General features: G+C 58.4%; 20 protein-coding genes. 7 read left to right on the top strand and 13 right to left on the bottom strand.

What is annotated here, in order from left to right; all coding sequences use genetic code 11:
• Nucleotides 1-4 precede the first annotated feature (4 nt).
• Together BCM02_RS15245 and BCM02_RS15240 are read right to left on the bottom strand one after the other, a co-directional pair.
• Nucleotides 5-892 (bottom strand): carbohydrate ABC transporter permease, encoded by an 888-nt coding sequence (locus BCM02_RS15245; RefSeq protein WP_148929957.1) that lies wholly within the window; start codon nucleotides 890-892, stop codon nucleotides 5-7.
• A gap of 144 nt (nucleotides 893-1036) precedes the next feature.
• Nucleotides 1037-2386 (bottom strand): ABC transporter substrate-binding protein, encoded by a 1350-nt coding sequence (locus BCM02_RS15240; RefSeq protein WP_148929956.1) that lies wholly within the window; start codon nucleotides 2384-2386, stop codon nucleotides 1037-1039.
• A gap of 672 nt (nucleotides 2387-3058) precedes the next feature.
• Here BCM02_RS15240 and BCM02_RS15235 point away from each other — a divergent pair.
• The 3 genes from BCM02_RS15235 (at nucleotide 3059) to BCM02_RS15225 (ending at nucleotide 6319) form a co-directional block, all read left to right on the top strand.
• Nucleotides 3059-3628, top strand: coding sequence for a hypothetical protein (locus BCM02_RS15235; protein ID WP_148929955.1), 570 nt, complete (start codon nucleotides 3059-3061; stop codon nucleotides 3626-3628).
• A 78-nt stretch (nucleotides 3629-3706) separates the two neighbouring features.
• Nucleotides 3707-5785, top strand: coding sequence for a WG repeat-containing protein (locus BCM02_RS15230; protein WP_148929954.1), 2079 nt, complete (start codon nucleotides 3707-3709; stop codon nucleotides 5783-5785).
• A gap of 63 nt (nucleotides 5786-5848) precedes the next feature.
• Nucleotides 5849-6319, top strand: a complete 471-nt coding sequence (locus BCM02_RS15225) for a DinB family protein (protein ID WP_148929953.1) — start codon at nucleotides 5849-5851, stop codon at nucleotides 6317-6319.
• Between the two features lie 99 nt (nucleotides 6320-6418).
• Here BCM02_RS15225 and BCM02_RS15220 read toward each other — a convergent pair whose 3' ends face one another.
• Nucleotides 6419-7432, bottom strand: a complete 1014-nt coding sequence (locus tag BCM02_RS15220) for a hypothetical protein (protein WP_148929952.1) — start codon at nucleotides 7430-7432, stop codon at nucleotides 6419-6421.
• A 242-nt stretch (nucleotides 7433-7674) separates the two neighbouring features.
• Between BCM02_RS15220 and BCM02_RS15215 the strand changes: the two genes are divergently transcribed.
• Nucleotides 7675-8142 carry a DinB family protein gene (locus BCM02_RS15215; RefSeq protein ID WP_148929951.1) on the top strand — a complete coding sequence of 156 codons (468 nt, stop codon included), beginning with the start codon at nucleotides 7675-7677 and terminating at the stop codon, nucleotides 8140-8142.
• Between the two features lie 73 nt (nucleotides 8143-8215).
• On the opposite strand, the gene BCM02_RS15210 is transcribed toward BCM02_RS15215, so the two are convergent.
• The 3 genes from BCM02_RS15210 to BCM02_RS15200 all read right to left on the bottom strand — a co-directional run bounded on the left by BCM02_RS15210 (nucleotide 8216) and on the right by BCM02_RS15200 (nucleotide 15849).
• Entirely contained in the window at nucleotides 8216-14410 is a 6195-nt protein-coding gene (locus BCM02_RS15210) for an S-layer homology domain-containing protein (RefSeq protein WP_187434230.1), read from the bottom strand.
• A gap of 316 nt (nucleotides 14411-14726) precedes the next feature.
• Nucleotides 14727-15353, bottom strand: coding sequence for a hypothetical protein (locus BCM02_RS15205; protein ID WP_148929949.1), 627 nt, complete (start codon nucleotides 15351-15353; stop codon nucleotides 14727-14729).
• A gap of 73 nt (nucleotides 15354-15426) precedes the next feature.
• Nucleotides 15427-15849, bottom strand: a complete 423-nt coding sequence (locus BCM02_RS15200; RefSeq protein WP_148929948.1) for a VOC family protein — start codon at nucleotides 15847-15849, stop codon at nucleotides 15427-15429.
• A gap of 175 nt (nucleotides 15850-16024) precedes the next feature.
• Here BCM02_RS15200 and BCM02_RS15195 point away from each other — a divergent pair, with 175 nt between their 5' ends.
• Complete coding sequence (locus BCM02_RS15195; RefSeq protein ID WP_148929947.1) at nucleotides 16025-16456, top strand: VOC family protein; 432 nt, start codon at nucleotides 16025-16027, stop codon at nucleotides 16454-16456.
• 92 nt (nucleotides 16457-16548) lie between these two features.
• Here BCM02_RS15195 and BCM02_RS15190 read toward each other — a convergent pair whose 3' ends face one another.
• From BCM02_RS15190 to BCM02_RS15160, 7 genes are all read right to left on the bottom strand, one after another.
• Complete coding sequence (locus BCM02_RS15190; RefSeq protein ID WP_148929946.1) at nucleotides 16549-17544, bottom strand: phosphotransferase; 996 nt, start codon at nucleotides 17542-17544, stop codon at nucleotides 16549-16551.
• 45 nt (nucleotides 17545-17589) lie between these two features.
• Nucleotides 17590-18315, bottom strand: coding sequence for a hypothetical protein (locus BCM02_RS15185; RefSeq protein ID WP_148929945.1), 726 nt, complete (start codon nucleotides 18313-18315; stop codon nucleotides 17590-17592).
• Between the two features lie 33 nt (nucleotides 18316-18348).
• Nucleotides 18349-19101 (bottom strand): metallophosphoesterase family protein, encoded by a 753-nt coding sequence (locus tag BCM02_RS15180; RefSeq protein ID WP_148929944.1) that lies wholly within the window; start codon nucleotides 19099-19101, stop codon nucleotides 18349-18351.
• A gap of 205 nt (nucleotides 19102-19306) precedes the next feature.
• Complete coding sequence (locus BCM02_RS15175; RefSeq protein ID WP_148929943.1) at nucleotides 19307-19819, bottom strand: hypothetical protein; 513 nt, start codon at nucleotides 19817-19819, stop codon at nucleotides 19307-19309.
• A gap of 150 nt (nucleotides 19820-19969) precedes the next feature.
• A complete protein-coding gene (locus tag BCM02_RS15170) occupies nucleotides 19970-20305 on the bottom strand; it encodes a hypothetical protein (protein ID WP_148929942.1) in 336 nt (111 codons plus the stop codon).
• A 103-nt stretch (nucleotides 20306-20408) separates the two neighbouring features.
• Nucleotides 20409-21461, bottom strand: coding sequence for a GGDEF domain-containing protein (locus BCM02_RS15165; protein WP_148929941.1), 1053 nt, complete (start codon nucleotides 21459-21461; stop codon nucleotides 20409-20411).
• Between the two features lie 142 nt (nucleotides 21462-21603).
• Complete coding sequence (locus BCM02_RS15160) at nucleotides 21604-22533, bottom strand: hypothetical protein (RefSeq protein WP_148929940.1); 930 nt, start codon at nucleotides 22531-22533, stop codon at nucleotides 21604-21606.
• A 169-nt stretch (nucleotides 22534-22702) separates the two neighbouring features.
• On the opposite strand from BCM02_RS15160, the gene BCM02_RS15155 reads away from it, so the two are divergent.
• Nucleotides 22703-23422, top strand: a complete 720-nt coding sequence (locus tag BCM02_RS15155) for a response regulator transcription factor (RefSeq protein ID WP_148930152.1) — start codon at nucleotides 22703-22705, stop codon at nucleotides 23420-23422.
• Nucleotides 23419-24786 carry a sensor histidine kinase gene (locus BCM02_RS15150; RefSeq protein ID WP_148929939.1) on the top strand — a complete coding sequence of 456 codons (1368 nt, stop codon included), beginning with the start codon at nucleotides 23419-23421 and terminating at the stop codon, nucleotides 24784-24786. Before BCM02_RS15155 ends, BCM02_RS15150 begins: the two co-directional genes overlap by 4 nt.
• Nucleotides 24787-24796 lie beyond the last annotated feature (10 nt).

Raw genomic sequence — 24796 nt, 5'->3', positions numbered from 1 at the left:
GCGATTACTCCCCTCCTCTGCGATTGATGACGGCGTTCTGGATGCCGAGGACGACGATCGTAAGCAGCAGCAGGACGACGCTCATCGCCGACGCCAACCCGAAATTGTTGAACTGGAAGGCCGTCTCGATCGTCTTGAGCAGGAACGTCTCGCTCGCGCCGGCCGGGCCCCCTTTGGTCAGGACGAACGGCAGATCGAACACGGCGAGCGCGCCGCTGATCGTCAGGAACATGTTGAGCTGAATGATCTTCGTCAGGTTTGGCAGCGTCATGTACCACAGCGTCTGGAACCGGCCTGCGCCGTCGATCCTGGCCGCCTCGTACATATCGCCCGGAATCGCCTGGAGCGCCGCCAAATAAATGACCATGTTATACCCCATAAACCGCCAGAATCCGATGGAAGCCAGCGAATAGTTGACAAGAGAAGCATTGCCTAGCCAGCTTTGCTGCAAGGACGAGAGGCCGAGCGCCCCGAGCAGTCCGTTCAGCGAGCCATTCGTCGTATCGAGCACATATTGGAACATGAAAGCCACGGCGACCGCGTTCATGATGAACGGCAGAAACAGCAGCACGCGGAAGAAATTCCGCCCCTTCAGCCTGGAATTCAGGATGACGGCGAACAGAATCGCAACGATATTTTGGATAATGCCAATTAGCGCGTAAGGAATCTGATGAAGAAAGACGCCGAATAAATCGGGGTTCGTAAAAATTTCCTTGTAATTCTCAAAGCCAAGCCACATGCTCTCGGAGCTGATGCCATCCCAATCGGTGAAGCTTAAGTAGACCAGCTTGACCGCGGGATAGTACGTCAAAAGGCCAAGCAGCAGCAGCGGGATCGCCAGAAATCCGATCAGAATCAGCTTGCGCTGCGCGTTGTACGAGATGCTTCCCATGGTTCCACTCCATTTCCGCCTCGGTCTTTCGCCTATAGAAAAGGCGGGCTATCCCTCCCCAGATAACCCGCCTGGTCCCAAACGCCGAGTGCTTATTTAAGAACGTGTTCAAAAAGGCGACCATTCAGCGTCTTTTTGAACGACCTATTTAAGAACGGCTTTCTTCGCTTTCGCCCATTGCTTGTTGTACTTGTCTAGAATTTGCTGCGGATCTTTCGCCAGGACGAACTCCTGCACGAGCGCTTCCTTGACGATTTGCGCCTTGTTCACGACTTCCGTCGTCTCCGGCGTGTCCGACACCGCTTCGATGTAATTCGGGCTGAAGCTGTTGAATTCGGAGAGCTGCGCGACCTTCGCTTCTTTATCCTTCAGGACCGGAATGAAGCCCGCGAAGTCGTCGAATCCGGACTCTTCGACCATCCACTTGACGAAGGCCTTCGCCGTCGCCAAGTTCTTGCTGTCCTTGTTGACGCCATAACCCCAGTCCGGCGCGAGCGCCACGTTCACTTTGCCGGAGTTGTCGTACGGCATCGGGAAGAAACCGACGTTGTCGCTCGTCGTGCCGCTTTCGATGACTTGCGGGATAACCCAGTTGCCGAGCAAGTACATCGCGAATTTGCCGCTGGCGATGTCTTTCTTGGATTGCTCCCAGTTCGTGGAGTTGACGTCCGGCTCGAGGTAGCCTTTCTCGTACATCGTGCGGATGATCGTCATCGCTTGGCCGTACGGGTTATCCAGCGTATAAGGCGTGTCGCTGTTCACGCGCTCGTTGTTCAGGTTCGCGTTGCCCGCGATCGAGGACGGCACCTCGGATGCCCACGGATAGAGCGTCCATTGATCCTTGAAGTTGGAAGCGAGCGGTACGATGCCTTTGGCTTTCAGTTTCTCCGCCGCCGCGTAGAATTCGTCCAGCGTCTTCGGCACTGCGGTTACGCCCGCATCGGCGAACGCTTTCTTGTTGTACACGATGCCTGTCGTGCTGCCGCCCGCGGAGATGCCGTACACTTTGCCTTCGAACGACTTATAGTCCTTGAAGTAGATGCGCTCGTTCAGGCCGAGATCGTCGAGCGGCGCGAAATATTTCGGCAGATCGCTGTTCGGCAGCGTCGGGACAAGCACGACGTCCGGGAACTCGCCGGAGGCGATGCGGATCTTCGTTGTCTTATCCAGGTCGGTGACCGCTTCGAATTTCACGTCCGCGTTCGGATATTTCTCTTTGAAGCGCTTCGCGTAATCGACGTATTCCTTGTCGATCATGTCCGTGCGGTTCGTCAGGAACGTTATCGTGCCGCTGATGTCGCCGCCTTCCGCCGCATTGGCGTTGCCGCCCGCGTTCTCGGATCCGGCATTGCCGCCGCCGTTGCCTGCGTTCGCCGCATCACCGCCGTTGTTTACCGCGTTGCCCCCGTTGTTGCCTCCATTGCCGCCGCCGCAAGCGGCGAGAAGCGCGACCGTCATGAAGACCGTAACCAGCACTAAACCGAACTTCTTCATTGCATGAATCCCCCTTAAGGCATGATGTAATTTGATATCGCTTACAGAAACGATTTTAACATGTTGAAACTTATAGTTCAACATATTTTAACTAATTCAATAAAATTTAATTCAACTTATTGAAATATAGTTAGTCTCATTACCAGACTTGTTTCCAATACACGCGAATTCATTGCTCAACAGCTAATGAGATAAGGATTTGTTAGGATCTGTTCGATTTCAATAACGGATTGTACAATGGAACTATCAAAAATGAATAACACCATGGGCGCACCGGCGGCACGACTTGTCTGAGCGGTCCTTGCGGACTTAGCCTTACTTTTTCGGAACAAGTTTGCATGGTGGAACATTATACTCGCCGGCTTACTTTTGTACTTAATGATCTCGAGATCAAATTCAGAGATCACTTTAGAAGTATTGCCTTTGAGTTATCGCGGCATTTCGGATCGACTGATGCCATTTACGTTCCGGATAACGCCGCCAAAGAGTCCGATTGAAGAGATCTATGAAGAATGCGAGGGGCAAGGGAGAACAAGAGGATATTGTATCGACAAATTCCGCGATTACAGCTACGGTCCTAGAATATAACCCCATTGGTAAATTTCTAAGGCTTCCAAAATGCTGCTGCATAATGGCATACTGAGGATATTCTCACAGCGGAGGCGCGGCATTTTGATCTTAAATCGTCACACGATTTTACCCGGCACGTTAAACGTGAATGTCATACATATATTGCAAAGCGATATTGGGATTCGCGTTAAAGAAGAAGCGGGGCATTTTATACTAATAGATGCCGAGGATTGCCCGGAGATGGCGCGGTTGTCCCGTCTTTTTAGACATGTCCATGAGACGAACGATGTCATTTATCTTCAACGCGACAATCAAACGCATACAAATCTTTTTATTTTTAACGGGGCAGTGCACCCTTTAAACTTTAAACGGGCGAAAGAAATAACGTCTGCGCTTCTTCATTCAAAAATAGAAAGACTTGAATTATCGGTTGATACCGCTACCGATGAGACATTCTGGAGTATCAGGACTCGCTGGAAATACGAGAAGCAGCTGAGAATTCAGGCCAATCCACATCATGCTCTGCTAAACGTATCCAAACTTGGCTCCGAATTGTTGACCCACTCTTGCGCCCAATTGGCCGATTCTTACCTGGGTCATTCTCATTTCGACTGGTATTCGACCCCAAATTCCCCTGAATTAATTATTCGAAATATGGCACGAAATGACTAGCCGTACATGCGTAAGAAGCCCAGGCCATTGCATTGTATTGGGCTGATAGCTAAATTCACAAGTTAAGGGGCAAATCAATTGAATCGCAAATGGATCATCGCCATGCTATGGCTGTTAACTTTTAGTTTAGCGCTCGGACAAGCGCCCGTTTCCTTGGCAGCTACCACGCAAGGAGACGAAACGCCGAAATTTACCGCCATCGCCGGAGAATATTATCACTTTCTAGCATTGGATAATAATGGAAATGTATGGGGTTGGGGAACAAACATAAGCGGTCAGCTTGGAGATGAACGGATGGATTACCATGTCGCGCCCTTCCGGATTGCAGGTATTGGTCATGTACGCTTGATCGCTGCGGGCTACGCGCATTCCACGGCCGTCACGGAGGCCGGAGAAGTTTGGCAGTGGGGCAATTATAGAGCTAACATGCCTGGTGCGACCGCGGCGGATATTCAACTGAGCCACGTGCCCAAGCGGGTCGAAGGCATCAATAATGTCGTTGGGGTAGCGGATAGCGCATTTTATACGCTTGTGCTCAAAAAAGACGGCACCGTATGGGGCTGGGGACGCAACAGCAAAGGAGAGCTTGGTACAGGCCACGCAACAACATTCGAGCCGAATCCGGTTCAGGTATCGCAATTGTCGAACATTAAGGCGCTGTATGCTTCTTTCGATCAAAGTTATGCCGTCGATGACAAAGGAAAACTATGGCGTTGGGGTAGCGTTCCCGAATGTAACGCCGAACGCGGGTCGTGCGTTGAGCAAGTAGTAACGGTCCCCGAACGGTTTGAAGCGCTTGACCAAGTATCGCTCATTTCCGAAGACATGGCGGTACTCCAAGACGGAACGGTCTGGAAATGGGGCCTTAATTATCAGGGCAGCTTGGGCGTAGGCTCCGACGTACATGCTTACAGCGATAAGCCTTACAAGCTTATAGATCTGACCGATCTTATTGAAATTTCGGGAACTAAGGCCGTAACGAAAGAAGGTGAAGTCTGGTCATGGGGGCCCAATAACTATGGTCAAGTCGGAGACGGCACGACTTCTTCTCATACAAAGCCCGTCCTCCTAAAGGGTATTCAGGATGTAGCAGCGGTGACCAGCGGCGAAGAGATCACGGTTGCGTTGACCCATGACGGGACTCTTTATAGATGGGGACAAAACCGTAACGGCGAGATTGCCAATATCACTCATAACGTGATGCCCCCCACTAGAGTATCGACCACTTCGCCCGACCTTCATTATACGCTCCCTATTCCCAAAGACGGGTTAAGATGGACGTATCTGGACGAGCATTACTCGCCTATCAAAGATAGCCAGATCTATTTTAAGACCTTGCCCTATTCGGAAGGACTCGCCGCAGTCCAACGGGCATCGGACAGTCTGTGGACCTTCATTGACGAATCGGGCAAGCGCCCTTTCCTCAAAGAGTTTCAAGTGGTCAGGGAATATCATGAAGGCCTGGCTGCCGTTAAACTACCAACAGGCTGGACCTATATCAACAAACTGGGGAAAGACGTCGGCAAAGGCGGGTACAACGCCGCCGAGTCCTTTTCCGAAGGAATGGCTGCCGTGCTGCAAGGCGGTAAATGGGGGTACTTGGATCAGACCGGCAAAATGAGAATTCCCCCTGCATACGCAGAAGCGCGATCGTTCTCCGGCGGCCTCGCAGCCGTCCGGATCAACGGAAAATGGGGCTTTATCGATAAGTCAGGTAAAGTCGTTATTCCGGCCAAGTACCAAGCAGCCGAGTCTTTCTCAGACAAAGCTGCTCCCGTATCGCTGAACGGCAAGTGGGGCTTCATCTCCAAGAATGGCTCATGGTTCATCAAACCTCAGTATGAAGCAGCGAAAGGCCATGGCGGGAGCGGTCTTGCGCCAGTCAAGACCAATGGTAAATGGGGCTATGCCTCGATTTCAGGTAAAATGGTGATCTCCGCACAATTCGATGACGCCGCGATGTTCAGCGAAGGGCTGGCTGCGGTCCGCAAGAATGGCAAATGGGCTGTGCTGGGCAGCAACGGCAAAACCGTGACTGGCTATGTCTTTACGGAAATAAAACCGTATTCGAAGGGAGCGGCCTGGGTCAAAGACGGTACGCAGCAAGGCTACTTGGATCGAAACGGCAAGTGGATCTATAAATCGGCGAGTCAGTAAAGTTCACCGCGAACATAAGTTCTGGTATAATGGCTTCATTCTGTTGTAGAAAGGAACCACCCTATGCACGCAATTGACGCCATCGTATGGAACTTAGAAGAAGTTAGACGCAGAAGCTTGCTCCTGTGGGCGAGCATCCCGACCGCGTATATGGACTGGAGACCGGACCCGGATGCAATGAGCATGAAAGACATGATCCGCCATGTCCTCGATAGCGAACATTATTATCACCTGGCCTTAATGAATCGAGGCAGTCTGACAGACTACGATTCACCTTATGAGCCGCGCGCTTTCACGACGATCGATGAAGAGATCGCCTTTTCGCGCCCTTATCGGGCCGCCTTCTTGGAGACCGTCAAAGGGTATACCGACGCGGATTTGTCCAACGTTCAGATCGATCGAAGCGACGTCGGCTATGTGCGTTCGTTAGGCGACATGCTTCTGCGAATTGCCTACCATGAATCGGTCCATGCCGGCCAGCTGCTGGACTATATGCGCACCGCAGGCTTGCCCCGGCCCAGGGTGTGGGATTAACACAATCGTCACGACGAATAAGGCAACCGCACGGCAGCGGTTGCCTTATTCGCATTGCGCGCACGCGCAAGTGCTGACTAGTGTCTAATAAGCAAGTGGTCAATCCTTGCGTTCGTACTCCCCGTGCACCCATACGTTATGCCCGAAATATCCCACGCCATTGTCGCTAACGTATAGCTTGTTGTTGGCAATCAAGGAGATCGTCAGCTCGAACTCGCCATCCCGGAAAACCATATCCTCCCCGGAGATCGTCGCCTCGCCCGATTCGATATTGCCGATATTGACGCCGCCACGCTCCGCCGCCTCTTCATCCGCCGCATAGAAAGCATCGAGCCGGAATTGCAATCGGTCTGCGGCAACCTTCTCGACCGTAACCGTAGAGCCTTGCAGCTCATCCGAGCCCTCCAGCTCATAGTCGCCGGACTTCAACTTCTTCCATGCATTCGGTACGCTGTCCGACGGTTCCGTCGCTAGGCCCGTCATGACGTCCTGAATCGTTAAGATCCGGTAGGGCACGCCCGCCCTCGCCTTCTCCTGCAGCGCTTGATCTTGGACGAAGCCGGATTCCGTCTGCTTATACAGCAGCAGTTGCGACACCGGCACGGTTCCCATCTGACCCGCTCCGGTCACGTATTCCATCAGAATGATAATGTCTTTGCGGTCATCCCCGCTAACGTCCCGGAACGCGACCGCCGCGACGCTATAATAAGCTCCCGGAGACTCCGGTTCATAGGCAAGCTCCGTCACCGCATCCGCTTTTTTGACGTAAAAATGAAGCTTCGGCCTACCGTCCACGTCCTCCGCGGTCGTTATAAATTCCGACTCGCCCGCCAGCTCGAACTCAACCGGAAAGGACTGCTCCTTCACCGTTTCTCCGACGATGGCGTCCGAGGCTTGCGCGGGCGGCGGGGAACTCGGCTGGTCACTTGGCGTGTTGTCCGGCGTATCGTTGGGCGGTATGATTTGCCCCACAATGCCGCCGATCGACTCCGATTGGTCGTCTGACGGCGCCGCCTGCCCCGCGTTGCCGCCCGAAGGCGATGCGTCGTTCGCTCCATTGCTGCACCCCACTGCGAGCACAAGCAGCGCGACGATCAAGATCCGTGCGTTCATAGGTCACTCACCACCTCCACTCGTATTCGTACATGATGCCGCGTCTCTTCAACCAAATTAACAGCTTTTGGCACGGGAGACAACAAGCAAGCCTTCTCGAAGATTCCCCGTCCGGAACCTAGCATGCATCGAAAATAATGAATGTCCCGATCGTTTTCTCTCGATAACTCGTACGCCTCGGCTCGTGCTATTCTTCAAGTTAAGAATGTTAAAAAACTCCCTGACGAATAGGAGCGAACCCTATGACCTTAAACGCCGCTGCCCGTCTCGAATCCCTCCTTGCTTTAGTACCCGTCGCGACCGCGGACCTATCCGCCGAAGCGATGATAATTCCCCCGCATCCAGGCAAATGGTCGCGCCTGCAGATCCTCGGTCACCTGTGCGATTCCGCGCTTCATAACTTGACCCGGTTCGTGCACGCGCAGCATATGCCGGAACCCTGGCAGCTGCAGCCGTATAACCAGGACGAGTGGGTGGCGGCTCAGCGCTATGCGGACGCCCCCATTGACGAGATCGTCGCGCTCTGGGTGAGCTTGAACCGATCGATCGTGCGCGTCATCGCCCATCTCCGAGAAGAAACCGCGGCTCGAAATGTGCTGCTGCCAAGCGGCGAGACGCAAACCTTGGCGTGGCTGATCGACGACTATGTCGCACATATGAACCACCATCTGCGTCAAATTTTGCCGGGCGAAGAGACGATTGCGGAATAACGTCCAGCCGTAGATTTGCCGTGAAACGTTCAAAAACCGCCCCTCGCATCTTGCGAAGGGCGGTTTAGTCTATTTATGGATGGAGCGATTGAAACAACCGGTACACGACGACCGCGCTTTCGGCGCGCGTAGCCGCATTATCCGGCAAGAACTTGCCGCTTGCGCCTTGCATGAGGCCTGCTGCCTGCACCGCTTGCGCCGCTTCGCGGGCAAAGCCGGCGATGGCGTCCGCGTCCAGGAATGCCGCCGTTTGCTCCGGCTGCGCCAGCTCGACATCAAGCAAACCGGCAGCGCGGTGGAGCATCACGGCCATCTCCTGCCGCGTGATCCGCTCGTCCGCGCCGAAGCTGCCATCGGCTCTGCCTTTCACGAGGCCAAGCTGCTTCGCCGCCGTCACGGATTCGTAGTACCAAGCCGACACCGCGACATCCGTGAATGCCGGTTCGGCACCCGCTCCGCCTTCGCCGCCCTTCGTCTCGAAGCTCGCCGCGTTCATGAGCATCTGAACGAACTCCGCTCGCGTCACCGAACCGTCCGGGTTGAACCGTCCTTCGCCGACGCCGCGGACGATATCCCGCGCCGCCAGGAATTGGATCGCGTCGGCTGCCCAAGGCGCGCTGCTCGCATCGTCGAATGCGATCGCCCGATACGCCGCCGCATAGCCGCTGAAGTGCTCCGCCGCGAATACCGCTTGGCCGGAAACCGACTCGTAACGCGCACCCGGAACAATGGTAAGCTTACCCGCTTCATCGACATAGTAGACGATGACGGCATTCGTATTCTTTCCTTCTTGAAGCTTGTAAGGGATCGCCACTTGAACCTGCCGCCCCTCGAATTCGTGTACGGGCTTGCCGTTCACGCGCAGCGCGAAATCGTACACCGTGCTGCCGGACAACTGCGCCTGCGTGTCGGATGGCAGACCGGATGGATCGATCGCCTTGATCGTCAGTTCCAGCGTCTGCTCGGTTGCTCCGCTACCCGCGAGCGCCTGGAAGAATAGATCGCGCGCCACGGTTACCGCGCCGAGACCGGATTCGATCCGGATGCTCTTCGCGTCCGCATCGTTCCCGAATGCGCCAACCGGGATGCTCACCTTGAGCGTCTTCGCGTCGGCTCCGATTTCCACTTTAATAGCAAGCACGCCGTCTTTGTCTTGCTCCAACGCTTTCTTCACTTCGTCGGTCTTAACGGTAACGACCGCTTCAGCACCCGTGCCGGCAGCTTTCAGACGGATGTCCCCGCCTTCTACCACGCGATTCGGGTCGGTAGTGACCGGCGGCGTAACTACAGCCCCGGAGCCGCCTCCGGTCGTCGGCGATACGACCGTTACCGTCGCCGATGCTTGCTTCCCGCCGTCCGCGGTCGTCACGGTAATGACCGCCGTGCCCGCTTTCTTCGCGGTGACGAGTCCGTCCGCGATCGACGCGACGGTAGCGTCGCTCGAGCTCCACGTTACGTCTTTGTTCGTCGCGTTCGCCGGCGTAATCGTCGCCGTCAATTGGACGCTTGCGCCGACGTCGAGCGTCGACGCGTTCTTGTTCAAGCTTACGCCCGCGACGGCCGTGACCGCCAGATTGCCGCTGCGCACGAGCGTCACGTCATCCACGGAGATCCAAGTGTTGCCCGTCGCATCTTTGGAATGGATGGCGATCGTGAGTTCGCCGCCTCGCACCTCGATATTCGTAACGCTTGTCGTCACCCATGCGCCTTCGCCGGCCGGGATGGCAGCCGAACGCACGGATTCGCCGACGATCGCTTGCAGCTCGGCTTTCTCCTGTCCGCCCTTGGACTTCGTGTACGCGCTCAGCGTGTACACGCCGTCCGGTAAATTCGTCACCGTCTGCGAGGTCGTCGCTTCATATGCGGCGGCGTTGTAATGCACCAGACGGTAGGCGCCGGAATGCGTATTGGCCGCTTCCAGCTTCACGATGCCATTAGCGATATCTGCGCCGCTCGCATCCTTGTTCACCCACTGCTTCGGCAATATCGGCCAGACGCCCGCGTCCACCGGTTCATCGAAGCTCGGATTCGCCGCGTAATTAATGTCGCCGGTTTTCACCAACTCCACGTCTTCGACCGCGATCCAGTTGCCGCCGAGGTCCTTCGAGTGGAAGCCTACGGCGAGTTCTCCGCCGCGAACCGTCAGGTCGGACAGCTTCAAGTATGCCCACGTGCCTTCGCCGGCCGGAATGTCGATCTTCTTCGTCTCGCCGCCCGGCGCGGTTGCCGTCATCTCGGCGATTTGCTGGCCGCCCTTGCTCTTCGTCCAGGCGCGCAGCTCATAGATGCCGTCCGGCAAATTGCTTACCGTCTGCGAGGTCGTCACCTCGTAAGCGACATCATTCCAATGCGCCAGGCGATGCGTGCCGGAACGCGGGGATACCGCTTCGATCTTCGCAATGCCGCTTGTTACTTCCGCGCCTTCCGCGTCCTTATTCGTCCAGTGCTTCGGCAGCGCCGGCGACGCGTTCGCGTCCACGGCTTCCTCGAAGCCCGGGTTCTGCACGTAGTTGGTTAACACCGGTCCCGGCTCGCCGCCCGTGTTCGGATTGTTCGGCACGTTGACGGAGAGCGTATGCGTATCCGAGCTGAGCGCGGTGCCGTCGAACAGCTCAACCGCCGCTTTGATCGCGATATCGCCGTTCGGCAGCTTGTCGCTCGCGTATGTCCACGTACCGTCCGGTTTGACCGGCGTATGGAACACAAGGTCCCCGGCATGGATCGCGACATATTTGGCTCCGGTCGCCGTACCGTGAATCGTTACCGGCAGCGCGGTGGCCGACTGTACCGATTTGTCGATCACGACGGTCGACTCTCCGAGTTCTTCCATGAACTGGGCGCCGTTAATATCGTCGACGTAGAACGTGCCCGAGCTTGCGAGCGATCCTTCGCCCCCGCCGATATACAACGAGAACGCCACGATATTGCGATTCGCGTCCGGCCGCGCCGTCTGGTCCTGGCTGTACCAGCCCGGATGGCGGAAGGCATCGAACGGCACGTACATAAGCCGCGCGTCGTTCCCTTTGTACACGACTTTCGTCTCCCAATACTTGCCGGCGTCGTCCGTGAACTGGATGGCCAGCTCGTTGCCCGCGCCGTCCGGCTGGAACCAGAACGTGAAGCCGTCATAGCCCTTCAGGTTCAGGAAATCCGGGTTGAAGCTGCCGCCCGCGTAGCCGGGACCGGCGAAGTTGTAATCCACGCGCATGCCGTAGTTGCCCTCGGAGCGATGCTCCGCATCGAGGGACACCGCGAAGGCGCCGCCGCCCGCGTTGCGCGAGAAGGCTTTCTGCAAGAGCACGTTATAGCCGCCGTAGCCTTCGAAGCCGTCCAGCTTCGAGGCGTTGGCCAGCTTGACGTTGTCGAGCGTGATCGCGCCGCCGGCGGACGTTGCGCTTTCGCCGCGCGCGACATACATGCCGAACGCCGTGACGTCGCGCCAATTCGGCTCCGCCGCCTCGCCGCTTACGCGCACGAAATCCGTCAGCTTGATCTCGATCGTCTCTTCGCTCGTGCCGCTAAGCGTTTTGCGTCCTTCCCAAGTACCGCCGTCCGCCGTGGTCAGACGAATCGCCAGCGTATTGCCCGAACCATCGCCTGCGACGACCGCGTGCAGCGCATCGAACATGGACAGGTCGGCATGACCGGTCGAACGCGTCAAGCCCGCAAAGTCTTCTTCGCCAAGATCGTAAGCGAGCTGCATGCTGCTCGTGCCCTTCTTGGCATTCGCCGCGACCAGCGTATCCAGCGCAAGCAGCGTAACGGCGATATCGCCGCCTTCCGCGTCCTTCTCGTATCTCGCCTGGATGCTCTCGTTCTGGCCATAATCGTATTCGCCGTCCTCCAGCACGTTCGCCGGCGGCTTATCCGTCGGCGGAATCATGCTGCTGCCGTAGCCCAGCTCGAAGCGCGCCACCGCCGGCGACTGTTCGTCGGCCGCCGCCGGATAGACCAGCTTCACGTAACGCGCGCCGGCCGGCACGGCGAAGTCGGTATAAACGACTTTGCTCCATCCGCCGGAGAGGGCGGCGCGGCTGACGGTAGGCGTCGCTTTAGTATACGTCACGCCGTCGATCGACGCATGGAACTCGATCTCCTCCGCCGTGTTCGCATACGCCGTTACGCGGTAGGAGTTAATGTCGCCGTCCGCCTTGTAGACAAGCTCCGCGTCGCCGCTAGCCTGCTTCGTCAGCGCATTCACGGTCTCTTCGCCGGCCTGAATCGATTCGACCGACAGATTCGAAGTGCGCGCGACCGGCGCGTCTTCGAACGCCGTATCCTTGATGAACCCGCTCCGGACTAGCGGCGGAACAGCCTCGTATCCCGTGCCGTCATAGTCGTAGAGCAGCTGGATGCAGTCGATCTGCACCGAGTTGCCGCCCGGTATGCTGAATTTGACGTACCGGGTATTGGCCGGCAGCTCCTCCGCGACGAGTTGACCGTCCTGCTCCGCGGGCTGAATCTCCTCATACTGGCGGCCGTCCTCCGACGCGAACCATTTGACCGCGCCGCTGCCGGCCGCCGCCATCCGAACTTCGGACAGCGGAACGGGCGACGCGTAAGTCAGCGTGCCGGCCGCCGGCGTCGATACGTAGGCTTTGTACCCGTAGCCCCGCTCGTTGCCGTCCGGCGAGCTCGTCAGTACGTTCGAAGAATGGTCGTACGCAAACGTGCGCCGCTTCTCCTTCTCGCTGTAGAGCAAACTCAGCTCGTCGGTGATAACGTGCTTCGCGGTCGTCGGCACGACGTTCGACCAATCCGAGACGCCGGTCTCGTTGACGCCGCGCACGCGGTACTGGTACGCCTGCCCCGTGATCGCCTTCTCGTCGTGGAAGGTCGGCGTTCCCGCGCGGCCGCCGTCGGAGAAATCCGTTGTCACGCTGATCCAATTCTCCCCGTCGACGGAACGCTGCACCTCGTATCCCGAGGCGCCGACAGAGCCGAGCCAACGGATATCCGCGACCGATTCGATCGGGAACAGCACCGGCGCGTTCGCAGGCGCCGGTATCGGCGGCACTGGCGTTGTTTTGGCGGTATCGCCGGTGTTCATATAGTGCGCATACTTATAAACCGTACGAATGATGTCCTTCTCGCCGTAATAATTGCCGGACGCGAAACCCGGCCAGTGGTACGACGCCCAGTTGCCCGGATTCTCGTCGTGCCAGTAGAAACCGCCGTCGTCCTTGTGCGGGCGAAGCGACCAGATCATGATGCCGTCCGTCCCGTTCTGGAGGGCGGCGTTGTACAGCTGATCGACCGGCTCGCCCGTCGTGTAGAGGCCGAATTCGCCGAGAATGTACGGCTTCTTGCCTTCGGCGGACGCCTGGTCGGCATTGATTTTGTCGATGAAACTGCCCGTGTAGAAATGGTTGCCCACGATGTCGATGTTCGGATCGGTCAGCGACTCCGCATGCACGGCGAACCGACCGTCGAGCAGCAGTTGGCTCGGATTTATGTCCTCCTGGATGTAGCGGGCGATCTCCGTCGTCCACGATTGCGGGAATTTATCTTGATTGTAGCCGCCGAGTTCGTTGCCCGTCTCCCAAGCGAGGATCGCCGGGTCGTCCTTGTACTTCACGCCCGTGACCGTGTTCACGCGGTTCATCATGTAGTGGATGACCTGCTTAAAGTCCGAAATGACGAGCGGATCGGTATAGAACTTCCATGCATCCGGATCGTTCGCCGCATCGTTCGAGATCGTGCCGGGATAGCGGAAGTTGACGTAGCTCTCGATGCCGCCCTCCCACTGCCATTGGTCGACGAACGGAATGATGAGCCGCACGCCGTACTGGTTCGCCAGCGCCAGCAGATGGTCCAGCTTGCGGAAGCCCTCTTCGTTGAACTGCATGACCCCTTCGGCATCCGGCCCCTTCACGAGCGCGTACGACGCGTTCGCGTTATCGTACCGTTTGACCGGCGGCACGTATGTCCGCGTCACTTTGCCGCCCATGGCGGCGATCGTGCGGAGCGCATCCTCCTGCGAGAACGCCGGATCGCGCATGGCCCCCGGATAGTTGAGCGAGGCGAAACGGAACGGCTGGTCGCCCTCCATCAGCGCGTCGCCGTCCACCGTGATGAAATCGGAGAAGACGGAGGCGGCTGGCTGAGCCGCCGCTTGTACTTCGTTCGCGGCCGGTTCGCCTTCGGGAACAGGACCGTTGGCCACGGCCGGGTTGACGCCGATCGCCGGCGATAACAAGCCGGCTAGCAGCGAGCACGCCATCAGCGCGTGCGCGGGTTTCTTCAATTTTCGAGTCGTTGTGCCCAATTCGTTCATCCTTTCGTATGCGTTATTCGCGAGGTCGATATGGGAAGAAAACGTTCGTTCATGCAGGGTCTGACGCGCGTCTCGACCCCGCTTTTTATGTAAGCGCTTAACATGATTATATGCAGATTCATCCTTTCGCACAATAGATAATTGAAATATTTATAATTTAGTATAATTGATTAGTTGAAATTGTTGAATTCATTATGTGTGATAAAAAGAAAAACAGCCCCCCTCGACTCACGTCATGGTAGAGCTGTTTATAAAGATGGAACGACTGTTGATGTTACGCTCATGCTTGGCGATGCCGCAAATGCGGCTAGTCTTCCGGGCGAAGCGTAAGCACGAGCGCCCATTCCGTGCTGCCCAGCGATTCAGCCGAGAAGTCCGCCGTAAGGATGCTGTTCGTGCTCGTCGCATGCATGCCGAAGACCGAGATTGCCTCGCCTAGCGTAAAGGTTCGCGGTTCGGTGTAAGCGATCAGCCCGCGCGCCGTCAGCTTAGGGTCCCATGGAATCGTGAAAGTGGAGAGACTCGCTCCTTCTTCGTCGACCAGGCATACCTTTACGCCGACCTGCCCGTTCTGAATGTTGGCGGTTGAATCGTCGATGGCGATGAGCACCTCTACCTCTTTGCGAGTCGGCCCCTGCGTGCTGTGGAATACGTCCCCGATCGATCCCGCCTTATCGACGCGCTTGCCGCCCCGCCAAATATCCAGGTCCAGTTTCATACTCGGCTTCTCGCCCTCATACGCCAGTTTGAACGCCCCGCTCATGGTGCCTAGGAAGAGTTTGAATTTCGCCGCGTCCCCTTCGAACAGATCATCGACGGGCGTTAACGCGATCTCGGCCGCGCTTGGTTCGATGACGGGCGAAGATTCGTCCGACCCGCCCCAGCAGCCCGTCAGCAGGAGCAGCATAATTAGAACCCCGGCATAATTACGCACTAGGAATCCTCCCCCACTTTAGATTCATAACGGCTTGGCTATTCGCAACGTTCGGCCCGATCATGTTTCCCGACTATCTCGCCCTTGCCGCGATCGGATGATCCTCGTTCAGCTGCAGCAAATCCCACAGGTTCCCGTACAAATCTTTAAATACCGCTACTGTGCCATACGGCTGTACTTGAGGCGGTCTCACGAATTCGATTCCTCTTGACGTCATCTCGTTATAATCCCGCCAGAAATCGTCCGTGTTCAGAAACAAGAATACCCGTCCGCCAGCTTGGTTGCCGACGAACGGCTCCTGCTCCGGTTTGGATGCCTTCGCGAGCAGCAAGTTCGTGCCGATGGAGCCCGGCGGCGCCACGACGACCCAGCGTTTGTCCTGCTCCGGCTGGTACGTGTCCTCCAATAGCGTAAAGTTCAGCTTCTTCGTGTAAAATTCGATCGCCTCGTCATAATCGTGGACGACGAGCGCGATATGGACGATCGACTGTTTCATTACGATCACTCCTTCCAATAATTGAGTTAAGATTCTCGTCCACTCGACAGTAGACCGAGCAATTAGGACTACAGCCGCAGCGAAGAGCAACCCCCGGCAGCTGGTTTCAAACGCAGCCTTTCGGATATACTTGGACATGGAACCTTTATCCAATCCGAATAGGAGCTGTGACGAAATGACCGTAAGATTGATTCCTTACTTGGTAATGGATGGCAACGCGGCAGAGGCGATTAGCTTCTACCAGAAAGCGCTGGACGCGCAGCTGCTCTTCAGCCAGAAGTTCGGCGAAATGCCGGACAACCCGGATTTCCCGCTGCCGCCGGAAGCGAAAGACCGGGTCTCGCATGCGACGCTCAAAATCGGCGAATCCGACGTCATGTTCTCGGATACGTTCCCGGGCCAGCCGCATGTCATCGGCACCCAGGTGACGATCTGTCTGAGAGTGGGCGACAAAGAGCAAGCGACCCGCTATTTCAACGCCTTGCAGGACGGCGGGACGGTCAACATGCCGCTGCAGGAAACGTTCTTCAGCCCGGCGTACGGCATCGTCGTGGACAAGTTCGGCGTGACGTTCCAAATCTTCACCGAAGGCAAGCCTCACCAATAAGAACGACGGCTCTCTCGCGATGAACGGCGGGGGAGCTTTTTTTTGCGCGCTAGCCCTGGGCCGCGGAATCGCGTTTATTTGAAACTAGCGGGTCATAGGCCGCCCACCAGCTCGCGCAGCTCCCCTAGGTTGTTCGCCAGCCAATTCATCTCATACGCGAACCGCTCGGGAGGCAGACCGCATTCGCTCCCCTCGGCCGTGATCCACCATGGACTCTCCAGATACCACAGCATCTGCAGCGCCCGGCTCAATTCCCCTGCCGCGAGCGCGCGCTCCTCGCGGTATCCCATGACGAATGCTTCCGCCAGCGTCGCGTCAAGCGACTCGCCCAGCGCCAACGAGAGGACGGCGCGGGCTATGTCGAGCGCCGGATAATCGTATTTAAGCCGATCGAAATCCAATATGGCGCTCACCCGGGAATCGTCGAACAACAGGTTATCCGCCCATAGATCGCGATGCGCCCATCCGGTCTGCAGCGATTCGAACGCGGTAAGCGCGATCGTCTCCGTCGCCCGGCGCTGGGTGTCGATGTCGTCCAACAGCTCTTCTCTCCCCGCCGCGACGGCCTGGCCCCGGACGGCGTCCCAGTGAGCCAGCCGCTCCTCGCGGGATGGAGGACGGAATTGCGGCCCAGCCGCCATCTTCCGATTCGTCCCGTCGTTCAGCAGGCGGTGCATGAGGCCGGCCGCGCGGCCGAGACCGTACATCTGATCCGCGCTCGCGCCTCCGGGCGGCACCAGCCTGCCCGGGCAGAACGGCATGACCATGAACCGCTCGCCCCGCTCGGAATCCAGCATGACCCGGTCTTGATGCGCGAGCGGTCTCGGGCAGGGCAAGCCGGCGTCATGCAGGCGCGTCTGCTGCTCGAAGGCGAACGATAACGCTTCGGGGTCGTACAGCTTGTACCGCTCGCGGTTGTACTGCTTGAGCAGGAAGTCTCCCTCGTCCGTAACGATTCGCCACTTCAAATTCATCCATCCGCGCTTGATCGGGACCGCCTCGCGCACCCGCCACCCCCAGCCGCGGAGGCAGGCGCGAAGCAAGTCGTCCAATACCTCCTGCTCTTGATTCGTCCTGTCGATGTTCATTCGATTGCTCCCAATCCGTCGATTCGTCGCGCGCCGAGGACGGCTTTACTTCTTCGTCTCGAGCTCCGCTTCTTTGCCTGCCTTGATCTGGTTCTTCATCGAACCGTACACGTCGAGCTTCCAGACGCCATCTTCTTTCCGAAGACCGCGCAGCATCGAATGGTAATGAATTCCGACGCTTACGCTTGTTACGACTGCTTTATAATCCGGCTTTGAGTTAAGCTCATCGACTTTAATCGAATCGTAGTACCGGTAATGCAAGGCGGTTTCGGAATGATGATTGCCCACATACTTGAAGTACTCATCGGTAAACCGTGCCAAATCCGCCAAATACCCGCCGTTATATATCATCGGGTGCAGCGCGTACGGATCGCCGTTCGAGATGGTATGAAAATAGGCCAGAACCATTTCCTCCGGCGAAAAATTCGTCAGTAGTCCCAAATCCCGGCTCTGCTCGAACGCCTTGTACGCCTCTTGCTTCTCGGGCGACAGCTGCGCCAAGTAGGAGAATCGCTCGCGCGTCTCGGACGCATGTTCTGCCGTCGTTGCGGCGCCCGGGGCCAACGTTTTATTCTCGGAAGCCGCCCCTGATTCAGCGGCCGTTCCCGAATCCGTTGACGCCTCGGTCTCCTTTTCCGCTGCCTGCTCGCCCTTATCCTGCGTCTCCGATACCGATACCTTGCGCTGCCCCGTATTCCCGCCGTTGCCGTCGCAGCCCGCCGATAGCAGCACGATCGCGGCCGCCGCTGCGGCCAATGCCCATGTTCTCATTCTCCTGCCCGCTCTCTCTTCGTTGTTCGCCGTCTATCCCAGCGCTCTTCCATACCGGATGGCATGGCTGTAATCGTCCCGTCCGTTCCGGGCCGCGATCTCGGCAGCCACCTCGTGCGCGTATGGCAACGCGATATGTTCAATCTCCCATGCCTCACCCTGCTTCGACGCAATCGCATACCTCGCGTGAGGCGTGCACGCTTCCATCGCGTGCGGGAAAGGGAACGCTTCTTCGTACGCCGGCAGACCGACGCTCCCCGGGTTGACCAGGAGCTTGCCGTCCGGCAGCCGGATCGTCTTCTGGAGGTGGGTATGTCCCGCGAAAACAACCCGCTGCCGGATCGGCGCCAGCTCCGCCATCAACGCATCGTAACTTCGGTTCCTGACGCCCGCGGCCGTCACCTCTTCCAGCAAATACGCTTCGTCCGAGAACGGCGTGCCGTGGCAGAACAGCGCGTCATCCCGAGCGGCCGTCCGGACGAAGCCGCGCAGCCACGCCTCGATCTCTGCCGTGAGCAGCGGCTTGACGTATCGGAACGTTGCCGAGTCCATCTCGTCCTGCAGCAGATAGCGGTCGCAATTGCCCATAATGTGCGTCATGTCCGGCCTGGCCATGAGCAGCCGCGCCGTGCCGACCGGATCGAGCGGACCGAACAGCGCGTCTCCCAAATTTACGATGCTATGAATTCCCCGGGCGTCTGTATCCCTCAACACCGCCTCGAGCGCGTGTTTGTTCCCATGAATATCGGAAATGACCGCAATGGCCGACGCATGCTCCATGCTCATCGTTCCCCCACCATTCGTATCGTCTCAACTCTCGCAACATTTCCCATTTCGTTCCAACATATCTTTGACGCTGATTTTCTTGAAAAGTTGCTCCCCCGACCGAATCGATGACGTGCGTATTCCGACTCATCCCGCACATTCTTGGTTCTACGGCAAAAAAAGCCATCCAGACGGAATGTCTCCATCCAAGATGACTTCATCTGCCTTATACGGCCGGCCCCGGCGTATACTCGAATCCCGCAAGCCGGGCTTGCTTCGACCGGTCGAAGAAAAAGAATCGGTAGCGGTCCCAGGCGAGCTCCGAATACCGGAACTGAATCTCGCCGTCCGTCAGCTTGCCCGTCTCGCTCACCTGGAAGACACGATGGTTGCGGCGAAGCAAGCTCTGGATGTCTTCCAAGGCGTCCCCGATCGCGATGCCTTCGCAAACTTCGAAGCGATCGCTCAGCATCTCATGCCTGCGCAGGGAAGGCGTCAAATTAAAATACGATTCAAACCCGCGCCTGTACTGAAAAAAGAAGATGCCGGCCAAGTACGCCCCGCGCGCGCCGAATTCGATCCTGTCCGGGCCTCCCGTGCCGAATTTCTTCTCGGCGGCGGTTAGCCAGAACCCGTCGCCCGCCTCGTACATTCGCGCGCCGACCTCGGACGGTTTGGCGAACGGCAGCTCCCCGATCGGCGTAAACCGTTCCAGCTCTTTGAGCATTTCCCACTTCATGTCTTCACCCCGTATGGATAAGAAACTCCCCATATCCGGCAGGAATTATTCACCAGCGGCAGAACTAGCTGTCTGCGGAGGGGCTCCCGCCGCCCCAAAAGACGCCGCGCGGCGGCTCTACCGCTTATGGATCATGCCGCTGCGGCGCCGCTACGCAATCGGCATGATCCGATTGACCGCATAGAGCGCTACCAAGAACGTTCCCGCGCAGCAAGCCGAGTAGGCGACCCGGCCGATGCCGATTTTGCGGGACAAATAACGGTTTCCGGCGACGATCGCGGCGACGAACACCCCCAAGTGAACAAGGACGATCGGCAGCAGGATGAAAAACCCGCTTTCTTCCCCGATTACGTCCGCCCCGTTCTCGATGCCCATCCACACCAAGAGAATATATACGCAAGTCGCGGCAAGTTTAACGAAGAACGGTACGGTGAGCGCCAATATGACGTGCATCGCGACCGCCAGCAGCCAATACCAGGCTTTCACTCGCAAAACCTCCTCCGGGTGCGGTCTCGAACCGAAATCCCGACCGGACGCTACGCCCTAATCCATCATCTATCTATTCGACGATAGAAGCGGGATAAAAGGTTTAACGGCTCGCCACAACGCGGTTCTTGCCCGCCCGTTTCCCTTCGATCAGCGCCACGTCCGCGAGGTGGATGCATTCGTCGACGCGCTGGCCCGCGCGGTGCGACGCGACGCCGATCGTGAGCGTGATCGGAATGAACTGCGCCTCATGCCGGAACTCCCTTCGCTCCGCCTCCGACCGGATCCGTTCGGCCAGCGCCTCCGCCTCCTGAAGCGGTTTCCCCTGCAGCAGCACGAGAAATTCTTCGCCGCCCCACCGGACCGCAAGCGTCCCGTCGCCCGCCGCCTCCTCGATGAGGGACGCGCAGTGCCGGATGGCCGCATCGCCGCAGTTATGCCCATAGCGGTCGTTCACCTGCTTGAACCCGTCTATGTCCGCCAGCAGGAGACTGAACGGCACGCCTTCCCTTTCGTGACGCAGGCGCGCCTCTTCCAGCCGCTCGTAAATCATTCGCCGATTGCGCAAGCCCGTCAACGGATCGGTACGGGACAGCAGCTCCAGCTCCTGGATGGCATCGTGCAAGTTCGCCATGGTGCTATCGATGCTTTGCCTGTAATAATACGACAGCAGCGTCGTATAACCGAGCGTGCTGATCAAATTCAAATAATGCAGCATCCGGCAGACGGGCACGCCGCCGCCGGCCATTCCGCTCGGCGCGTAGCGGTACAACAGGACGTAAGCGATCATGCTTACGGTCACGAAGGCGCGCGAAGCCAGCTTGGACGTCTGCGTTACGTATGCGCCGTACAAGACGAAGAACAAGTAATAGTGAAAACCCGCGCTCCACCCCATGTGGACGGTGGCTACCACCGCATAGATCAGCAGCTCGGAGGCGACCAGACAACCCCACAACCCCATGCGATCGCGCTTCAGCAATCGCATGGCTACCGCGTAGCAGGCGGAAGAACCAAGATTCAACCAGGCCATGAAGGAATAGCCGAGCGCGTAAAAAAACGCCGCGAACGCCAGATGAATGAGCAGCCCCCCGATCGTCGCGTACCGGTAGATCGAAGGGGCGAGCAGTCTTGGAGACCGCGTAAGTTCTATCCGCATTTCTAGCGCTCCTCGGTCTGTTTTAGCCACATCTCCTTTCGCCTAGTATGCCTCCTTGCTGACAAAAAATCCCGTGAGCAGAATGCCCGCGGGATGGTCGTTGCTTATGACTTTTTATTGCGAGGTTACGGCTTCTTCGGGTTTATCGCGTCGCCGGCAGGGCTTTGGCAGCCGGCACTGCAAGAGCCGCTTTGTCCGGATTTGCTTTCAGTTCCTCCGTTTGCGCCTCGTACTGATCCAGCAGCTCGGCCAGCGCGGCCTTGATCGCGGCCGCGTCCTCGGATGCCGCCGCTTCGGCCAGCTCGGCGCGCGCCTCGAAGAACGCCTTGTCCGCCTCGGTGAACGCTTTGATCTTGATCTTCACGCCGCCAGCGCCTTCGGCCGCGCTGTCGATCGCGATCGTCTCGGCCCGGATCGCCTCCGCATGCTCCCCGATCGGCGATGAGATCGCGAACTCGGCGCCCTTCAGCTCCTTAAGTTTCGCGATGGCGGCTTCGTCCAGCGGGATCGCCGTCTTCACCATGCCCGCGCCTCCCGCTATACTGCCGTCTTCCTTGATCTTCACGATATGAACGGCGTCGCCGATCTTCTCCGCCTCATTTGCCTTCGTAATTTGCAATGCCGGCTCCGTTAACACGTCCTGATCGCCGACTTGGGCAGGCGCCTTATGGAAGCGCACGGTTACTTGGTGCTCGCCGCTCTGCGTCAAATCGTGCACAATAACCGCGTCACCTATCTCGTCCGACTTGAGGAGCGTATCGCTTCCCTCGATGGCGGCCGCTTTCCCGACGCGCATATTACCCGGCAGGGCGAAGCCGCCCGCCTCCTTATAAGCGTTCAGCACACGCTCCCACTCGGCTGTCGTCTCCGGGGCGTACCGCTTGGCCAGCGCCAGCGGATCGGCGGCGCCGAAGCGGATGACCCGCTTCTCGGCGGCTTTCGTCGGCGCAGACGGCTGGGCGGCCTGCGACTGGTTACCGGCGTCCGCGCTCGTGGCGGCAGGCACGGCGACGAGGCTGGTCAGCAGCAGCGCGGAGAGCGCGGCGTTTTTAAGATGGATGCGTTTGTTCATGGGGAAAACACTCCTTATCGGTTCATAGTGGTCTTGCCGTAACCAATGTACCGAACGGGTGTGGCACGATAATGGTGGATTTGTGGAAAAACGATGGCAGCGCACTATCGGCCGCTCTACCTTTGGTATACTTGAGATAGAGAAGAGAGCAGGAGGATCCATGAATCCCATGAACAACGATTACGTGATCGCCGTCGTGGATGACGACGCTAATATAAGGCATTTGATCGAGGCCTATTTGCGCAAGGAGCATTACCGCACGATCGGGCTGTCCAGCGCCGAGGAAGCATGGGCGTTATGGCAGCAGGATCCGCCCCACATGTGGGTACTCGATATTATGCTCCCCGGCATGGACGGGTACGAATTATGCCGGCGCATCCGCCAGGAGGCCGAGGTGCCGATCATCATGATCTCCGCCAAGGATAACGAGGTCGACAAAATACTCGGGCTGACGCTCGGCAGCGACGATTACATGGTCAAGCCGTTCAGCCCGCGGGAGCTCGTCGCGCGCGTGAAGCGCCAGCTGGAGCGGTGGGCGAGGATGCGGCAAGGGACGAACGCCGCGCCGCCGGCGGAAGCCGCAGCCGCGCTCCAACTCGGCGAGCTGTCGCTGCTGCTCGAGGAGCGGCGCGCGTTCTGGCGCGGCGAAGAAGTGGAGCTGACGGCTAAGGAGCTGCTGCTCGCCAAGACGCTGGCCGAACACCCGAACCGCGCGTTCACCCGGAGCGAGCTGTTGTCGCTCGTGTGGGGGGAGGACTACTTCGGCAGCGACCGCGCCGTGGACCATCTCGTCAAGCGGATCCGCAAGAAGATCGACGGCCTGCCGGTGGAATCCGTATGGGGTCACGGCTACCGGATGAGGACGTCCGAGGAGCGATGCCGGCCATGAAGCTCGTCCATCAGATCAATCTCGCGTTCGGCTTGGCGCTCGCGCTCATCCTTGCCATAACGGCCGTCATCGTCCATTACGTCCTGCTCGACCATTTCGTCGGCGCGCAGAAGGACGACCTGCGGACGTTAAGTTCGGCCATGTCGTCGACCCTGCGCATTACGAGCGCCGATACCGGGGCGCAAGCCATCGAGGTGAAGCGTTACCTTGCCTCTGCCGGCTATTCGGGCGTGGAAGCGATCGTCGCGGACAGCCAAGGCAACATCGTCTCGTCGACGACTCCGCTCGGCACGTCCGCGGCCGTGCCGTTCGTCACCGAGCTGACGCGGAAGCCGATCTACGAATTCCGCGCGTCGCAGGCGCAAATCGTCGACAGCGCCGCCGGGCAGTACGTCGTCGAGGTCAGCCCCATTCCGGCGGGCACGTTGACGCTGCTTTCCCCGATGAGCAAAATCCGGGCGATCGAGCAGGCGCTGCTCGGCCGGCTCGTGCTCATTCTCTTCGCCGTGGGCGCGGTGCTCTATTTGCTGAGCCTGTTCATGACGCGCAAGCTCATCCAGCCGCTCATGCTGCTGCGCGAGGAACTCCGCAAGGTCAAAGGGCGGCAGTTCATGGAGGTGCGGCTCGTGAAGGGAGGCGGCGAGATCGGCGCGGTCGCGCAGACCGTATACGAGATGGCCGGCGAGCTGAACCGGGCGAGCGTCGCGCAGAAGCAGTTCTTCCAGAATGCCTCGCACGAGCTGAAGACGCCGCTCATGTCGATCGCCGGCTACGCCGAGGGCATCCGCGACGGCGTCTTCGAAGGCGATAGCGCGCGCAAAGGCTTGGAGATCATCTTGGACGAAAGCGGACGGCTGACGCGTCTGGTGACGGAGATGACGCTGCTGGCCAAGCTCGACAGCGAGGAAGATATTTTCCGCCCGGCCCCGGTCGGCGCGGCGGAGCTGCTCAAGGAGACCGCCGAACGGATCAATCCGCTGCTCGTAAGGCGCGGCTTGACGCTGCATCTGCAGGGCGAGGACGAAACGGCGACGATCGTCAAGGCCGATCCGGAGAAGCTGCTGCAGGCGCTGCTCAACGTCGCCGCCAATGCGGCCCGATACGCGCGCGGTCATATCTGGTTGACCGCGCGACGGGAAAATGGCGAGCTCGTGTTGACCGTGGCGGACGACGGCCCCGGCTTCCCGGAGGAGCTGCTGCCGAGCTTGTTCCACCGATTCGTCAAAGGCAAAGACGGCGAATCCGGCTTGGGGCTCGCCATCGCCCGGGCGATCGTCGAGCGCGGCGGCGGCACGATCGGCGCCGCTAATCGCAGGGAGGGCGGCGCGCTGATCGCGATGCGCTTCCAAGCCGCGGAGGAATGACGCCATGGTT

It is taken from the genome of Paenibacillus methanolicus (assembly GCF_008124765.1).
Classification (GTDB): Bacteria; Bacillota; Bacilli; order Paenibacillales; family Paenibacillaceae; genus Paenibacillus_Z; species Paenibacillus_Z methanolicus.
The sequence above is the reverse complement of the archived record's forward strand: the minus strand, read 5'-3'. Positions and strand labels throughout refer to the sequence as shown.

What these genes read in the sequence shown, in the direction of transcription:
- BCM02_RS15215 (WP_148929951.1), top strand. Translation starts at nt 7,675, where the DNA reads ATGACCTTAAACGCCGCTGCCCGTCTCGAATCCCTCCTTGCTTTAGTA.
- BCM02_RS15175 (WP_148929943.1), bottom strand. Translation starts at nt 19,819, where the DNA reads ATGAAGTGGGAAATGCTCAAAGAGCTGGAACGGTTTACGCCGATCGGG.
- BCM02_RS15200 (WP_148929948.1), bottom strand. Translation starts at nt 15,849, where the DNA reads ATGAAACAGTCGATCGTCCATATCGCGCTCGTCGTCCACGATTATGAC.
- BCM02_RS15160 (WP_148929940.1), bottom strand. Translation starts at nt 22,533, where the DNA reads ATGAACAAACGCATCCATCTTAAAAACGCCGCGCTCTCCGCGCTGCTG.
- BCM02_RS15190 (WP_148929946.1), bottom strand. Translation starts at nt 17,544, where the DNA reads ATGAACATCGACAGGACGAATCAAGAGCAGGAGGTATTGGACGACTTG.
- BCM02_RS15220 (WP_148929952.1), bottom strand. Translation starts at nt 7,432, where the DNA reads ATGAACGCACGGATCTTGATCGTCGCGCTGCTTGTGCTCGCAGTGGGG.
- BCM02_RS15165 (WP_148929941.1), bottom strand. Translation starts at nt 21,461, where the DNA reads ATGCGGATAGAACTTACGCGGTCTCCAAGACTGCTCGCCCCTTCGATC.
- BCM02_RS15240 (WP_148929956.1), bottom strand. Translation starts at nt 2,386, where the DNA reads ATGAAGAAGTTCGGTTTAGTGCTGGTTACGGTCTTCATGACGGTCGCG.
- BCM02_RS15185 (WP_148929945.1), bottom strand. Translation starts at nt 18,315, where the DNA reads ATGAGAACATGGGCATTGGCCGCAGCGGCGGCCGCGATCGTGCTGCTA.
- BCM02_RS15150 (WP_148929939.1), top strand. Translation starts at nt 23,419, where the DNA reads ATGAAGCTCGTCCATCAGATCAATCTCGCGTTCGGCTTGGCGCTCGCG.
- BCM02_RS15225 (WP_148929953.1), top strand. Translation starts at nt 5,849, where the DNA reads ATGCACGCAATTGACGCCATCGTATGGAACTTAGAAGAAGTTAGACGC.
- BCM02_RS15245 (WP_148929957.1), bottom strand. Translation starts at nt 892, where the DNA reads ATGGGAAGCATCTCGTACAACGCGCAGCGCAAGCTGATTCTGATCGGA.
- BCM02_RS15155 (WP_148930152.1), top strand. Translation starts at nt 22,703, where the DNA reads ATGAACAACGATTACGTGATCGCCGTCGTGGATGACGACGCTAATATA.
- BCM02_RS15195 (WP_148929947.1), top strand. Translation starts at nt 16,025, where the DNA reads ATGACCGTAAGATTGATTCCTTACTTGGTAATGGATGGCAACGCGGCA.
- BCM02_RS15180 (WP_148929944.1), bottom strand. Translation starts at nt 19,101, where the DNA reads ATGAGCATGGAGCATGCGTCGGCCATTGCGGTCATTTCCGATATTCAT.